Below are 15404 nucleotides of genomic sequence, written 5' to 3' on the forward strand. Positions count from 1 at the left end.
TCTTCATTATATCACCTTTTGAGTGTTCATTTATTTTCAGTTATTATGTGTTTTTCACCTATAATTTACTGTATTAAATGACTCAAAAGGTGTTTTTTTATGTAAATTTATAGTCCAATTTAGGTTAAAATAAGTCTGCTTATGGCAAATATCAATGATAAGCAATCCTTTTAAGATTTGGTGTAAGACTGCATTCCAAGGTGGTTGAAGAGATCAGAAGAAGATGTTCACTCAGAAGAATGAATCTGCGAAGAAGAAATGGTGTGCCTATTCTGTTTGTGAAAGGATTAATTCTTTCTCTTCGACTCTTCCAAGACCATACAATACAAATGGAATCGCGAAGCAGAAATAGGAGATATCAACTGAGCTGCTGAAAATCGCCTCTCTGAATCCTTCAAGAGCAATAAGGCTGAGACTGTACCCAAGAGTGAGTATAAAAAGGCCGTATCCGCAAATTGTACTGAAATTATGAATGCTTCTGAGGAAATAGACGATTACACATGAACTGACAGCAACTGCAACAGTTAAAAACGGTGGCGCAAACACCGCCTGGACCGAGAATGGATTGTACTCCCTGAAAGATTCACCGCAGATTATGATTACGGGTATGAATGTCAGAAGGAAAGTTAAAAGCGCGGTAAAAGATGTCACAAATACTTTCCAGTTGAAAACCAGTTTTTTATATGTATATATGAACGCCATGGCAAATATCAAAAAAGAAAATGACCGGGTCGACATTACAAAGCCGGTAACGATTCCAATAGTGATCAACTGTTTCCATGTAGATAAATTTACCCTGCTTATGAGAATACAGCAGAAAAGCAGTAATGTACTGTTTAAAAGATTTGTGCTTCTGCAGAATAGTTCAAATAAAACAGCCGGTGATGTCACAAAGAGAAGAAAAATCGTATTCTTTAAAGCAGTTGAAATGCTCTTTGTCTTAAGTATAATACCGGCAAAGAGCAGGAATCCCAGAATAGAATAGAGCCCAATTTCTCCGATCAGATAAAAAGGAAATGCTGCAAAAAAATAGAATGGAAATGGCCCGGGAATATTGGTGCCCTCACTTCTGGGGCAATATGGACACTTCTGGGAAAGAAAGTTTTCCCAGAACAGACGTATCATCTCATATCGATCAACTCTCAACAATTCCTGAGGATAGTACAAGTAAAACGCTGCTGAACAGATAATGATCCCAGCCAGAAGCAGCAGAGTGAATTTACCTGAGTTCAGGATTTTCTGAGCAACTGTATTGTGCTTGTATAGGTATGCAAAATAGAGTGAAAAGGGTAAGGTTATACTGATCAGAACAGATAAAATCAATAGTAAATCATTATTCGCACGGGAAGCATATTTCCAGGCAAAAAGTCCGTTTATCAGGCTCAGGATGGTGATGGTCAGAACATTAGATTTGAAATACACTGTAATTCCGTAACTGAAACAATTAGAAAACGCCATCAAATTGATGTCAGAAAAAATACATATAACGGATGTGAAATGCCAGTATTCGAAACTTGGCCTGATTGTCCATAGGTGGGTTTAGTTATAATACATGCAGGCTGGGGTGTGGGGCCTTGATTATCCTGAATTTCAATACTTTTCTTATTTTAATTACCGTACACTGATTATAAGATTAATAAATGATTTTCCTGTCTTAACTATAAGATGGGTCTATCCGGATTTCCAGAACAGTATAGTTAGATGAGTACTTTACCTTATATATAGAGTCACAGGCTCCAACAGAGGCATTTTGTTAGTCGCTAAACAAAAACAAATTCCTACAAGGAGGAGCCCATGACCAGTAATAAATTACTTTCTCGTCTTCTTAAAATGAAGGGTTTTAAAGTAACCTGGTTTGCTATCAAGGAAAACTCCAGGCTGCTGATATTTTTTTCAGAGATTTCTTGATTGAAGAACAGAGAAACAAGATTCGGTTTGCTTCCTGCGATATGAGCAGGGCATACATTGGCGCTATCGAACACTGGTGTCCCAAAGCAATGCTTGTTATCGACCGGTTTCATATTGTTAAAGCTCTCAACGTGCGTAAAGAAGAATGGAGAAAAGCCCGTGGTGAGGACAAAAAGGCTCTCAAGGGATTTCGCTGGCTTTTCTTCATACTTTCAAAGAATCGCGCCAAAGGAGATACTCGTAGTTTGAATCAGTTAAAGACATCGAATCGTCGTATTCACAGAGCATGGGTTCTAAAAGATGAGTTCGAAGCCTTTTGGGAGTATTCATATATACACAGCCAGCAGAATCATTCTTTAATGGCTGGATAGCTGCAGCTTTGAAAAGCAGGCTTCAGCCGATTAAAGACTTTGCATTGATGTTGCGCCGTCATGCATTGCATATATTACCGTTTGTTAAAACTAACCTGACCAATGCCAATCCGAAGTAGTGGTTTCTCCAATTTACAGGCATTTTCTGATTTGATTTAAGAAACATATTTGGGGGATCGGGAAAAAACTTATTCTCTATCTCTTCCCTCAAACACTCTTCCTATACGTCACCACAGCCAGCACATTAAAAAAGACCGTAAACCCGCACAGCGCATAAAACTGAACTATAAGTTCCCCAAAACCGCTGCCTTTTAGATAAACAGACCTCATTACCTGAATAAAATATTTCAGAGGGCTGAAAATGCTTATTGCCTGGGCCCAGTCCGGCATGCTTGCAACCGGGGTGTAAAGGCCGCTCATGAAAATGAAGGTCATAATAAAGAAAAACATCAGAAACATCGCCTGCTGAACTGTAGTGGCAAAGTTTGAAATTGTAAGGCCCAAACCGGAAAATGCGAGAACAAAAACAGATGCAAAAAGGTAAATTGTCAGAATATTTCCGGATGGAACCAGACCATACACCAGTAAAGCAACTCCGAAGCAGATTGTAAGAACCACAAATCCGATTACCCAGTATGGAATCAATTTTGACAAAATAAATGTGATGCGCTTTACCGGTGTCACATTGATCTGCTCTATTGTACCGCTTTCCTTTTCGTTTACAATATTTAGCGCGGGTAAAAATCCACATATCAAAGCCATCATCATAACCATTATAGCTGGAACCATAAAAACCGGATACCGCAGCAGAGGATTATACCGGAAAAGTGGGTGTATGGAAAAGGAGGAAGTTTGGGCATTTTCCGGTTGCTGCAGCCACTCAGCACGAATATCGCTGCTGAAATCATTAATTGTACTTAAAAGATATGAACTTCCGAGGCCGCCTTTTGTTCCGTTAACCGTATTTGCAGACACCAGCACGCGGGCAGACTTTTCATTAACAAGGTCAACCTCAAAGTTATTTGGTATCTCCAGGACAATATCTGCATAGTCCAGCTCTACAGCTCGAAGGGCTTCCTTGTAGGTTGCAGAGTAATTTGTCAGTTTAAAGTATCCAGATGAAATGATTTTCTGAATCAATCGTGTGGAATAGTCACTGTGATCGTTATCCACAATACTAAGATTTATATTTTTAACCTCGAAATTGGCTGCAAGCGGTAGAATCAACAGCACCATAAAAGGCAGCACAATTATAAGCCTCGGCAGGAATTTGTTCCGACGAAGCTGCTTTACCTCTTTTTCCAGCAAATATTTCAACATGGCTGCCTCTGAAATGTAAAAACTATTCAAGCCTGTTTTTAAACTTTTTCAAACTAACCGCTATAAGAAAAACCGCCATACTGCCCAATATCAACAATTCCTTGATAATGGATTCGAAGCCCAGCCCTTTTATCATGACTTTCTTATTTGCAACGATATACCACCGGGCCGGGATCACTTCTGCAGGGATTCTTAAAAATATCGGCATGTTCTCAACCGGAAAAATCATGCCTGAAAGCAGTATAATCGGTGCCATCAAAGCCATGCCGGAAATAAGCAGGGCTACCAATTGAGAATTAACCATCGTTGATATAAGAAGGCCAAGTGCAAGACACACAAAAATAAATACAACTGATAAGCTGATAAGCACTGTCAAGCTTCCGGTAATTGGTACCTTCAGAACAAATACTGAAAAAAGCAGTATTGTCGTTAAATTAACCAGAGATAAAGCAAGATAGGGAACAGCCTTCGCCAGAATAATCGTCAGAGGTTTCATTGGTGATACCAGCAATACCTCCATGGTGCCTTTTTCTTTTTCACGTGCAATCGAGATCGAGGTCATCATGGCACAAATAAGCATGAGAATCATTCCCATCACACCGGGAACAAAATTATATGCTCCCTTCATCTGAGGATTGTAAAGCAGTTTGACCTCAGGGGCAATCTGATAAGGAACATTATTGAGACTCGCGAGTTCCTGCTGGTATGCTTTGATTATGTTTGTCGCATAATTTGTCAGTGTTACGGCGGTGTTTGGGTCTGTACCATCGGTAATAAGCTGCACACTTGCATCACCGGTATGAAGCATATTCTCGTAGAAATTCTCACTGAATACTATTACGAGGCCGACCTCTCCGGTCTTGAAAACTGTCTCTATTTCCTGAGGACTGTCGAGAAATCTTTCAAAAATGAAATAATCGTTTGCGCTCAGTTTCTGGATAATTGTACTTGTTGCGGCATCTCTTGATGGATCATAAATTGCCATCCTGGTGTTTTTTACCTCAGTGGTTATCGCAAAACCGAAAAGAGAAAGCATGAGAACTGGCAAACCAAGCAGTATCCAGAGCGTAAGCTTATCGCGAAAGATATGGTAAAACTCCTTTTTAATGAAAACCAGAAACTGATTCATGTTACTCTGTCTTTCGCTGCGCTGTTCGTGCAAGGAGAAAAAACACCTCATCCATAGATTTTGCACCAAACTGAGCTTTCAGGTTTCTTGGAGTGTCCAAAGCCTCAATTTTCCCATCAACCATAATTGACACCCTGTTACAATACTCAGCCTCATCCATATAATGCGTAGTTACAAAAACTGTAATACCACGGTCAGATGCCTGATAAATCAATTCCCAGAACTGACGGCGTGTCGCGGGATCAACACCACCTGTTGGCTCATCGAGGAACACTATCGATGGTTCATGAAAAATCGCAACTGAAAAGGAAAGCTTCTGCTTCCATCCGAGAGGAAGGTCCTTAACAAACGCATCCTTCTCCTTTTCAAAACCAAGGCTTCTCAGCATGGCATCTGTGCGGGGAGCAATCTCCTTCTCAGGTATGCCATATATACCTGCAAAAAGCCTGATGTTCTCCCATACCTTGAGATCTTCATACATGGAAAACTTCTGGCTCATATAGCCGATTCGAGTTTTGATCTTTTCAGGTTCCCGTGCTATGTCGAAGCCTGCTACAGTACCTTTTCCGGAAGAGGGTTTACTCAGCCCGCATAGCATCCGCATCGCAGTTGTCTTTCCTGCTCCGTTTGCTCCAAGAAAACCGAAAATTTCTCCTTTAGAAACTGAGAATGAGATATGGTCAACAGCAGTGAAATTACCGAACTTTTTTGTGAGGTTTTCCACTTCAATTACGTTCATTGCAAACTTGACCTGTTTGAAATATCCATAAAACAATCCTCAATGCCGGCTTCGATCACAGCTACTTCTACTTCTAAGTGACCCTGACTGCTTAGTGCCTTAATCAGGCCATTTTCGGATAAGATGTTCGTATCAACTGTTACATGATGAGTGTCGCCGAAAGCAAAGCAGGATTTGACCCCTGGTATCTTCCGTAAATCAGAGAGAAGTTGAGACATCTTATCACCCCGGACAGCCCACAATGTTTTGTTGAATCCGGAGATAATATTTGCAGGGGTGTCAATTTTCAGAAATTGACCGTTCTGCATGAATGCAATCCGGTCACACATCCCTGCTTCATCCATATACGGGGTTGAAACCAGGGTGCTTATCCCCTGATCCTTAAGCCGCTTGAGCATCTCCCAGAACTCTTTTCGCGACACAGGATCAACACCAGTTGTGGGCTCATCGAGAAAAAGAACAGTTGGTTTATGAATCAACGCGCAACACAGGGCAAGTTTCTGCTTCATGCCACCGGAAAGTTTTCCTGCCCGGCGCTTTTTATAAGGCTCAAGATATTGATAAATATCCTTTATCAAATGATAGTTTTCTTTGAATGTAGTACCGAAAACAGACGCGAAGATCTGCAGATTTTCCTCAACAGAAAGATCCTGGTACAGGGAAAAACGGCCGGGCATGTAACCAATTCTCTTACGGATCTGGCTGAAATGCTTGACAATATCGTATCCACCAACGCTCGCAGTTCCGCTTGTGGGTAACAGTAATGTCACAAGAAGACGAAACAGGGTAGTCTTTCCTGCTCCGTCAGCACCAATAATGCCGAAGAGCTCACCACGCTGTACCTCAAAACTCACAGTTTTCACAGCATGAATATTGCCGTATGATTTACACAGAGATTCTGCAGTGACAGCCTTCATTTTTCTCCTGACACTATTCCACCATACATTCCTATTTTGATGTATTCGTCATTGGGAACAGCCACCTTTACCGCATAAACCAGGTTTGCCCTCTCATCCCGTGTCTGAATCGTTTTAGGAGTAAATTCAGCCTTGCTTGATATCCACGATATTGTCCCTTCATAGTCTTTGTAACCTTTGTCTCCATAATCGGCCTTGACTTTCACTTTCTGACCGAGTTTCAACTGTGTTAACTGTCCTGAGGTTATGTAAACACGCAGGATCATGTTTTTTGTGTCTGCGATTTTGTAAAGAGCTTTGCCTGGTGCGGTTATTTCACTCTGTTGGGCATACTTTGCCAGCACTGTACCGTCGATGGGATTGATAATCCGGCATTTCTGCAGCATGTCCTCAACCTGGGCTATCTGTATCTCCAGAGCAGAGCTTTCCTCGTTGATACCCCTGTTGGTAATAGAGAGAGTGGATTTCTGGGCTTCGAGCTGCTTGTTAAGTACAGCGATCTGCGCATTGATATCATCCAGTTGTTTTTTTGTTGCAGCGTTTGCCTGAAGCAGGGTTTCTATTCTGTTTTTCTCTACTGTTGCTGCTGAAATCTGTTCATTGATTGCTGCGATCTGGGTCTTAATATCAGGACGCTTGCTCTTCAATGCTTTAATATTTGCAATCAAATGCATCTTCTGCAAATAAAGCTGCATGGTGTCGATAACACCTACCTTTTCACCAGCTTTTATTTCCTGCCCCTCCTGTATTGAGAAATCCAGGATTTTACCTGAGCTTTCTGATGATACGATCACTTCGGTTGCTTCAAATACCCCCGATGCGTCGAAATCGGTTTTGCTGCTTTTGCAGGAGATCAGAAGGAGGGTGGAACTGAATGTTATCAGAACATTTTGCAAGTGTTTCATAACTGCCCCTGATTGTTTATTGAATTTTTTAGATTGTATATCGAAATCAGCAGTTGTATTTCATGAAGAGATTTTTCCTGAATCGCCAGATTTACGGCGTTTATATCTTTTATCAGATCAGTAACACTTATTGTTCCGTTTTCAACCCTGGCCTCGGAGGCCTTTTTTACATCGTTGCGAAGTGCGATGATTTCTTCATCCATTTTTATAAGTTCCTTGTATTTATCGATTTCATTTTTTTGCTGCATTACCTGGAGTTTAGTGTTAAAAAGGAATGTTTCTTTCTCTTTTTTAAGTCGTCCGATATTATTCTCAATTTTTGCATAGTTGTTTCTTAAAGAATAAAACCCGCCCAATTCCCATCCCAGCCGTACACCGGCAACCAGCCAGTCAGAATATTCGTTTTGAAATTGATTTATGCCGGGATATCCCAGAAGGCCCTGACCGAACAGGCTTAGTTTGGGCCTGACACCTGATATAAGCGCACTTTTCTGACTTAAAAGCAGATCGTTTTGCATGTCAAAGAGCGCGATTTCCGGGCGCTGTATACTTTTGTCATCGGTTGAAAAGTTGTTGTAATCTGGTTTGACAAGAGTCACGTTGCCAGGAAGCTGCTCACCGATCATTTCAGAGAGTATTTCCCGATAGGTGTGCAGTGCAGAAGACAGTTCAATTCTTTGCTGATCGGCATTCAACTGTTCCACTTTGATCAGGTCCAGATCAGACTGACTGGCCAGTCCATTCTGCATCAAAGATAAATAACGCCGGTAATTTGTCTGGAGTTCATCCTGAAAGATTGAGTTCTGTTTCAGTTGTTCTTCAGTAAGTAATATGCCGAAAAACAGCCTGTTGATCCTCTCGTTGAGGGTGTAGAGATCCACGACAAGTTTACTCTTTTCAACCTTTGAAGATGCCGCTGAGATCCGTTTCTGCGAGCGTGTGGCCCCACCATCCCATATTATCTGGTTTACTTCAATTACACCGCTATACTGGAATTTACTGATCTCATCAATGCCGGGGATATTAACCGGAAGCTGCATCACTTCTGTTTGAGCTGTACCTTTTCCGGATATACTTACCTGTGGCAGGTACCGAAGATTGGCATTTGTATTGTCCAGGCGACCATTGTTATTGATTAACTGCAGTTGTGCAGAAAGGGGATAGTGCTGAGCTGCTTTTTTCCAGCAAGATTCTACAGTGAGTTGAGAGTATGCAGACTGTAAAACGATACATGCTGTAAATACAGATGTAATGATTGTTCGTTTCATTTTTGCTCCGGTCTCTTCTTCACCATAGATAAAATCCATTGCGGTATCAGTGTTTTACGTTCCTGTACAAGTGTCATGAAATGCTGCTGATCGAGTTTACAAATTTTTCTAATAACAGGAGCTCCAAGGAATGGTGCTAATGTAAGTCCGATCATATTTATGATAAGGTGCAGTGGATTTAATGAATGGATGCTTTTGGAATAATCTGACTCCATAAATTGCTTCAGGAAAAAAGACTTTTTAATCAGTGTTTCGATACCGATATTTTTGATGAACTTTTCCGGATTGGACTGAACTTGATTCGCAATAAAGAGCGGCAGGTCAGGTTCTTGTGATAATTTGTCGATATAGGTAGCGACCAGTGTTTCAACCTTTTGTTCAATGGAGGTCTGTTGATTGTTGAGGATAGAGGATACGCCGCCGAAGAAAAGGCTGAGGTTTTCAAGCATGACAATTTCGAACAGTTTTTCTTTGCTGCGGAAGTAGTAGTGAAGCAGTGCCTGGTTAATACCGGCCTCAACCGCGATATCCCGGGTGGTTACTGCAGCAAATCCTTTACTGGTGAACAGTTTCCGGGCTGTCTCTTTGATTTTCTGTTCGGTTGAGGCATTGTCGGTTCGAGGGTTGTTTTTTGAAGTGGTGGTCTTTTTCATGTATATCCTTTTTTGGGGGCTTCTGATATTGATGATAATTTAATCAGATGGATTAGTCAATAAGTTTAATCAAGTGATTAAAATAATGGCTGCTGGAGCATGATGGAAACATATTGGTAGCTTAGTATGCAGATGTATGGGGTCTGATGAAGAAAACAGGGCATGAGCAATGCCCAGTTTCATTTGAAGGCACCAGTCTTGGACTATCCTCTGAATGCTGATAAGGGAAGTTTTCTGCAGGTGACCAAAACTCAGGGATATGTTTTGGATATTATTAAAATGTCACCCTATAGCCGTGTTCATGCGAGCAGTGCGCATTTGAGATTTCTCACGAAACCCTGTGCACCAGTATCGAATTAGTCGACACACTGTCCTGTGTCAGACCTGCAAGCAGAAGAATGTAATCTCCCTTAGCACCCAGTTTCAATTTCTTAAGGAGTTTCTCGCCGTATTCCGGAATCCGCTTGATGTCAAAACCCTGTTTTATTACAAAAGGGTATACTCCCCACAGAAGATTGAGCCTGCGTCGAACACTTTCATCAGGAACAAGAGCCAGGATCGGTGCTGCGGGGCGGTCTGCGGAGATAAGACGGGCTGAGTAGCCGCTGCGGCTTATCACAAAAATTGAACGCACCATCAGATCTCTCGAAAGCTGCGCTATCGAGGTTCCTATTGCCTCATGAAGTTCATCGTTTTGATCAATTGCCGCCTTTGTGAATCTGCCTCCGCGTGTATGGAACTGATAAGCCTCGCTCTCCCTGAGAATCGAATCCATCATCTTTACAGATTCTACCGGATATCTGCCCACAGCAGTCTCTCCGGACAACATCACAGCATCCGCCCCTGCCATACACGCTCCTGCCACATCGGTGACCTCCGCTCTCGTAGGACGGGAATTGTTTATCATCGACTCCAGCATCTGCGTGGCAACTATTACCGGCTTGTTTGCCTGATTTGCAAACTCTATAAGCTTGTTCTGAATAATCGGAACCTTATTTGCCGGAAGTTCCACCCCAAGGTCACCCCTGGCCACCATTATCCCATCGGAAAGCTCAATAATCTTACCGATATTTTCAAGCGCCTCAGGTTTTTCAATCTTTGCTATGATCGGTTTATCTTCTGCACCCAGTTTCTTCAGGTAGTTTTTAAGGTCGAGGATATCCTTTGGACTCCTGACAAACGAAAGCGCAATATAATCCGCACCACCCTCAAGTGCATACCTGACATCGCTCTTATCCTTATTTGTCAGAGCGGAGATTTTCATAGCAGTACCCGGAAGATTCATCCCCTTGTTATCCTTGAGAACGCCACCCCTTATAACCCGGGCCTTTATATTACGGCTGTCTACCACCTTCACAACTTCCAGCTCCAGATTACCATCGTCGACAAGCACCGGATCACCAGCTTTGACCTCCATTGCGAGTCTTCTGTACTGTGATGGAATCAAACTTTCATTACCGGTTACCTTATCAACCGTTATGTTGACAATCGAATTCTCCTTGAGTGTAATGGAACCGTTTTTAAACTTTCCTACTCTGATTTTAGGGCCGCAGAGGTCGGCAAGGATAGCCACCGAAGTGTCAAGCTGTTTCGCCGATTTCCTTATATCTGCCATCACCTTTACATGCTCCCTGGCATCACCATGGCTGAAATTGATCCTTGCAACATTGAGCCCAGCTGAAATGAGTTTTTTAAGCATCGGGAGACTTCTCGATGAGGGGCCGATTGTGGCCACGATCTTCATACGGCGGAATTGAAGGTGGTTATGGTTGATACCCATTTCAAATGATTTCTCAAATGCTGGTTTCCCTGACATCTTTTCTCCCCTGGAAAGAGTATGAATGTGAAACGGTCAATAGCTTAACTGATGAATTAAGGAGGATTTTGTTACCTGATGAGATCAATCAGAGTCCCAAGCATCCCGTCCTGCACCTTGATGGTTTTCAGATTCGCTGAGTATGCGGTCTTGTTGATCGAAAGATTCACCAGATTCCCGGCAAGTTCCTGCCTGTCCATTGACTGAACAGCAGAGACACGAACTCCTGAAACCGGTGATTCCGTCTGAATCGCCCTCTTATCCTTATAGCCGGGAGTGGAGACATTGGCAATGTTGTTCGCGGTGATATTCTGCGAGACTGCTGCAGCTGAAAGCCCGGATAAAGCTGATCCCAGTGATTCAGTCATAGAAAATATTCTCTCCTTCTATATTATAACTGAATTGGGATGGGAATGCAAGAAAGGACTTCAGTCTCGGAATACCTCTGAAATGAAATCATCATCCATTCATTCTACTACTAAAAAAGATTTCTCCTCGAAGAACTGTCGATATGATAAACCAGGTTATTATTTATATTGAGGACTCGTTGAAAAGACAGAACAGTGCGATTATGAGCCAGGAAAAAATCTATATTTAAGCCCTGTTGTGTATAAAATCATCAACTATTTTCTGTTTATGATACTATGGCAATAGAAAGACTGATTGATAGCACCCGAAGATTTCTCCTGGAAGCGATAAAAGAGCAGGTTTTTCCTGGATGTGTTCTGGGGTTAAAACTTGGGAGAGAAACAGCGGTAAATCCTCTTGGACGGTTCACCTATGACCGGAACTCGCCGCAGGTGACAGAGCAAACAATTTACGATGTCGCCTCACTGACTAAAGCTATCCCGGTTTCTACCCTTGCACTGAAACTTATCGAGGATGGGATGCTAAACCGGGAAGGTAAGCTGATATCTTTTGTTCCTGAGTTTACCGGCTCTTACCGGGATCTTATCACTATAAACCATCTCCTGACCCATACTCTCGATTTCTCCTTCCGCCTCTCCGATATTAAGGACTCCGGTCCCGAGGGGATTCTTGGTACAATCCTTTCATCTGACTTGCGTTCAAAACCCGGTGAACGGTTCTGCTATGCCAATGCCACAAGCATTCTTCTGGGGCTTGTGCTGGAACGCTGTACAGGTAAAGTGATAGATCTTCTGGCCAGTGAGATCTTTTTTAACCCTCTGGGAATGAACAGCACATTTTTTCATAATGATAAAATCTCCCGAGAAATGATAGCTCCCACTGAGATCGATCCCTGGCGCGGTGGAGTTGTGCAGGGGGAGGTTCACGATGAGAGTGCATGGGTGATGCGGCCCAGGGTGGTAGGATCTGCCGGTCTTTTTTCTACTGTTCCGGATATGCTGAGATTTGTCTCGATGCTCCTTGAGGGGGGTATTCTTGATGGAAGGCGCTATTTCAAACAGGAAACAGTACGTGTGATGTATACAAACCAGCTAAGCACTGAGGCAGGCACAGAGACCGGGTTGGGATGGGAGCTGAATCAGAAAAGTTTCATGGGTGAATTACGGGGCAGACCGGTTTTCGGGAAAACTGGATTTACTGGATGCGCGATTATTGCAGATCCAGAGAAAAATGCCGGAATTGTTCTCCTGTGCAACCATATCTTTCCCAGACGCAGAGAGAACAGGGATCAGATAAACAGAATCCGCATCGGATTGGCAGACATTGTGTTTTCGGGGTTATAGAGGCTTATTACAGGCTCGTTTTTTGAGACTGGGTTGATGGTAAAGAGTATATTAGAGGATTAGTTCTCTATCTGAATTACTGGATAGAGGGCAGAAGACACAGATAATCCAAATACATATAAGAACAAAAGATCTTTTTCTCTATTTAAAATCAGTGTAATCAATTTAATCAGATTAATCAGTGGTAAAAGGAGACTTGTTCATGAGTTCTGATTCCAAATTCGCCAAAAATATCCTTTGTATAGGTGCCGGCTATGTGGGCGGCCCGACGATGGCGGCAATAGCGGCAAAATGTCCTCAGTACAAAGTCACGGTAGTGGATATTAACGAATCGAGAATTGCCGCCTGGAATACAGATCATCTTCCTATTTACGAACCGGGCCTTCTGGATGTAGTCAAGCAGGCCAGGGGGCGTAACCTTTTCTTCTCCACGGATGTGGAGAATGCGATAAAGGAAGCTGAGATAATTTTTGTCTCTGTGAACACACCTACGAAGGATTTTGGTGCGGGAGCCGGGAAAGCCGCAGATCTTCAGTACTGGGAGAAAACCGCACGTGACATCGTAAGGGTATCGACATCGGACAAGATAATAGTGGAGAAGAGCACTCTTCCGGTGCGCACAGCCAAGGCCATGGAACGGATTCTTAATGCAAATGACAAGGGGATTCACTTTGAGGTAGTCTCGAACCCGGAATTTCTGGCTGAGGGAACGGCAGTTGCCGACCTGATGAATCCCGACAGGGTGCTTATCGGTTCGCAATTGACAGAGGCAGGACTGAAAGCATGTGATGCAATAGTGGAGATCTATGCCAACTGGGTCCCTCGCGACAGGATAATTACAACCAATGTCTGGAGCGCAGAACTCTCAAAACTTGTCGCGAATGCCTTTCTGGCGCAGAGAATATCATCTATTAATAGTATTTCGGCACTCTGTGAACGTACCGAGGCCAATGTTTCCGAGGTGGCGAGGGCGATTGGAAAAGACAGCCGTATCGGCCCTCGTTTTCTCAATGCATCAATTGGATTTGGCGGTTCCTGCTTTAAAAAAGATATTCTCAACCTGGTTTATATCTGCGAAAGTTACGGACTCCATGAGGTGGCACGCTACTGGGAGAGTGTGGTACAGATGAACGAGTACCAGAAACGCCGTTTTGTGCAGACAATGATCAGGGTGATGTTCAATACTATTGCGGGTAAAAGAATCGCGCTTTTTGGATTTGCATTCAAAGCTGACACAGGAGATACCCGCGAGTCTCCGGCAATCGATGTAACAAAGCAGTTGGTTGAAGAGAGAGCGAGGGTGGTGATTACGGATCCTCAGGCTTTAGAGAATGCCAAAAAGGACCTTGAGGGTTGTCTATCACATGTGGAGTTTGCGTCTGATCCCTATGCCGCTGCCAGAGGAGCACATGCGATTGCGATCATGACAGAGTGGGAAGAATACAAAAATCTTGACTACAAGAGAATTTACTCGGAAATGGAAAAACCGGCATTTATCTTTGACGGACGCAATATACTGGATCACGAGGCGCTTCACAGGATCGGATTCAATGTCTTTCCGCTCGGGAGATCGGCCTGGAAGCATTTCTGACCACTGATTTACCTGATTGAACTGATTAAGATATCAAAGATTTTCAGTTCAGTTATAGAATAAAGTTTCCCTCCTTGTTTATCAGGGATTTAGATAATGGGAAGAATCTGGTTGTGATTCAGATTCTTCCCATGATTCCAGCTTAGGTGAGTGTAGCTTATCTGACGTGTTTAATCTCTGACTAATTTTCAATTCCATAGAAGATCAGATTCCATTAGTTCCTCTTTTACATAAATTTGCATTTAAGACGTTTTATTTGGAACGGTGTCAGCATTTGTATGGAATCTATAGATCTATAAAGAGGAATATCTCAATATGGCTCCACAGGAAAACAGCCGGGATTTGTATAAAATACAGCATGCTCATGATCGCTTTTTCCGTGAGTCAATGCAGAATATTGATATTGCACGGCAGCTCTCTTTTTTAACATTGCCATCAGATGTTCGAAACCTGATCGATTGGGAAACATTAGAGATTGTAAAAGAGGTCTGGCTTGATGATAATCTCAGAGAACATCGCTCAGATGTTATCTACCGTGTAAAAGCTCTGAGAAATGAACAGTGGGTATATCTGCTCTTTGAACATAAAAGTGCACCGGATAAGAAAATTCATTTCCAGCTATTACGATATATGCTGGAGATACGGGATCAGCATGAGAAGCAAAACAGGACAGGTGGGCTTTCCCCGGAAATAATTCCAATTGTGATATGCCATTGTAACAGACCTTGCAAATTCGACAATAGTATGATGGCAGATACCGCAATTCTAGAGGGAACGGAAGAGGTTATTCCGGATTTTCGCTTTTATATGCTGGATTTATGGTTTTTCAATCCGGAGCAGATAGAGGATAGCCAACTCAAGATGCTTCTATTGGCTCTTAAGTATAGCAGAAGTCCGGAGATTTTAAGTGTTTTGCCACGAATAGTCAGAATATCAGAAAAGGTTCAGAGTGAAGAATACAATTACCTGCATGTGGTAATAACCTATCTGGAATCGGTTATCAGCGATGAATTGATGGATCAGTTCAGTGAGGTAGTCGAAAGAGAGTATAAACATGGTGAGGCGGTTATGAAAA

General features: G+C 42.6%; 15 protein-coding genes. 5 read left to right on the forward strand and 10 right to left on the reverse strand.

Annotated elements, in window-relative coordinates; genetic code table 11:
* Window positions 1–267: 267 nt before the first annotated feature.
* Window positions 268–1422 carry a hypothetical protein gene (locus GX089_08750; protein NLP02569.1) on the reverse strand — a complete coding sequence of 385 codons (1155 nt, stop codon included), beginning with the start codon at window positions 1420–1422 and terminating at the stop codon, window positions 268–270.
* A gap of 482 nt (window positions 1423–1904) precedes the next feature.
* Between GX089_08750 and GX089_08755 the strand changes: the two genes are divergently transcribed.
* Together GX089_08755 and GX089_08760 are read left to right on the forward strand one after the other, a co-directional pair.
* A complete protein-coding gene (locus tag GX089_08755; GenBank protein NLP02570.1) occupies window positions 1905–2279 on the forward strand; it encodes a transposase in 375 nt (124 codons plus the stop codon).
* On the forward strand, window positions 2225–2398 hold the full coding sequence (locus tag GX089_08760; GenBank protein NLP02571.1) for a transposase: 174 nt from the start codon (window positions 2225–2227) through the stop codon (window positions 2396–2398). Before GX089_08755 ends, GX089_08760 begins: the two co-directional genes overlap by 55 nt.
* Before the next feature lie 88 nt (window positions 2399–2486).
* Here the strand turns inward: GX089_08760 and GX089_08765 are convergent, their stop codons facing one another.
* The 9 genes from GX089_08765 to GX089_08805 all read right to left on the reverse strand — a co-directional run bounded on the left by GX089_08765 (window position 2487) and on the right by GX089_08805 (window position 11394).
* The gene (locus GX089_08765) at window positions 2487–3599 is read right to left on the reverse strand and encodes an ABC transporter permease (GenBank protein ID NLP02572.1); all 1113 of its coding nucleotides are present in this window, start codon (window positions 3597–3599) and stop codon (window positions 2487–2489) included.
* Window positions 3600–3621: 22 nt separating this feature from the next.
* Complete coding sequence (locus GX089_08770; GenBank protein ID NLP02573.1) at window positions 3622–4728, reverse strand: ABC transporter permease; 1107 nt, start codon at window positions 4726–4728, stop codon at window positions 3622–3624.
* A gap of 1 nt (window position 4729) precedes the next feature.
* Window positions 4730–5467: an ABC transporter ATP-binding protein gene (locus tag GX089_08775; protein ID NLP02574.1), complete on the reverse strand. Its 738-nt coding sequence runs from the start codon at window positions 5465–5467 to the stop codon at window positions 4730–4732.
* Window positions 5464–6384, reverse strand: a complete 921-nt coding sequence (locus GX089_08780; GenBank protein ID NLP02575.1) for an ABC transporter ATP-binding protein — start codon at window positions 6382–6384, stop codon at window positions 5464–5466. Before GX089_08780 ends, GX089_08775 begins: the two co-directional genes overlap by 4 nt.
* On the reverse strand, window positions 6381–7289 hold the full coding sequence (locus GX089_08785; GenBank protein ID NLP02576.1) for an HlyD family efflux transporter periplasmic adaptor subunit: 909 nt from the start codon (window positions 7287–7289) through the stop codon (window positions 6381–6383). Before GX089_08785 ends, GX089_08780 begins: the two co-directional genes overlap by 4 nt.
* A complete protein-coding gene (locus GX089_08790) occupies window positions 7286–8557 on the reverse strand; it encodes a TolC family protein (protein ID NLP02577.1) in 1272 nt (423 codons plus the stop codon). Before GX089_08790 ends, GX089_08785 begins: the two co-directional genes overlap by 4 nt.
* Complete coding sequence (locus GX089_08795) at window positions 8554–9210, reverse strand: TetR/AcrR family transcriptional regulator (GenBank protein ID NLP02578.1); 657 nt, start codon at window positions 9208–9210, stop codon at window positions 8554–8556. The genes GX089_08790 and GX089_08795 overlap by 4 nt, the downstream gene beginning before the upstream one ends.
* A 328-nt stretch (window positions 9211–9538) precedes the next feature.
* The gene (gene pyk / locus GX089_08800; GenBank protein ID NLP02579.1) at window positions 9539–11026 is read right to left on the reverse strand and encodes a pyruvate kinase; all 1488 of its coding nucleotides are present in this window, start codon (window positions 11024–11026) and stop codon (window positions 9539–9541) included.
* A gap of 71 nt (window positions 11027–11097) precedes the next feature.
* The gene (locus tag GX089_08805) at window positions 11098–11394 is read right to left on the reverse strand and encodes a hypothetical protein (protein ID NLP02580.1); all 297 of its coding nucleotides are present in this window, start codon (window positions 11392–11394) and stop codon (window positions 11098–11100) included.
* 276 nt (window positions 11395–11670) lie between these two features.
* Here GX089_08805 and GX089_08810 point away from each other — a divergent pair, with 276 nt between their 5' ends.
* The 3 genes from GX089_08810 to GX089_08820 form a co-directional block, all read left to right on the forward strand.
* Window positions 11671–12738: a serine hydrolase gene (locus tag GX089_08810; GenBank protein ID NLP02581.1), complete on the forward strand. Its 1068-nt coding sequence runs from the start codon at window positions 11671–11673 to the stop codon at window positions 12736–12738.
* Between the two features lie 202 nt (window positions 12739–12940).
* Window positions 12941–14329, forward strand: coding sequence for a UDP-glucose 6-dehydrogenase (locus GX089_08815; GenBank protein ID NLP02582.1), 1389 nt, complete (start codon window positions 12941–12943; stop codon window positions 14327–14329).
* Between the two features lie 315 nt (window positions 14330–14644).
* The coding region (locus tag GX089_08820; protein NLP02583.1) for an Rpn family recombination-promoting nuclease/putative transposase at window positions 14645–15404 on the forward strand (760 nt) is incomplete at its 3' end.

The organism is Fibrobacter sp. (assembly GCA_012523595.1).
GTDB lineage: Bacteria > Fibrobacterota > Chitinivibrionia > Chitinivibrionales > Chitinispirillaceae > JAAYIG01.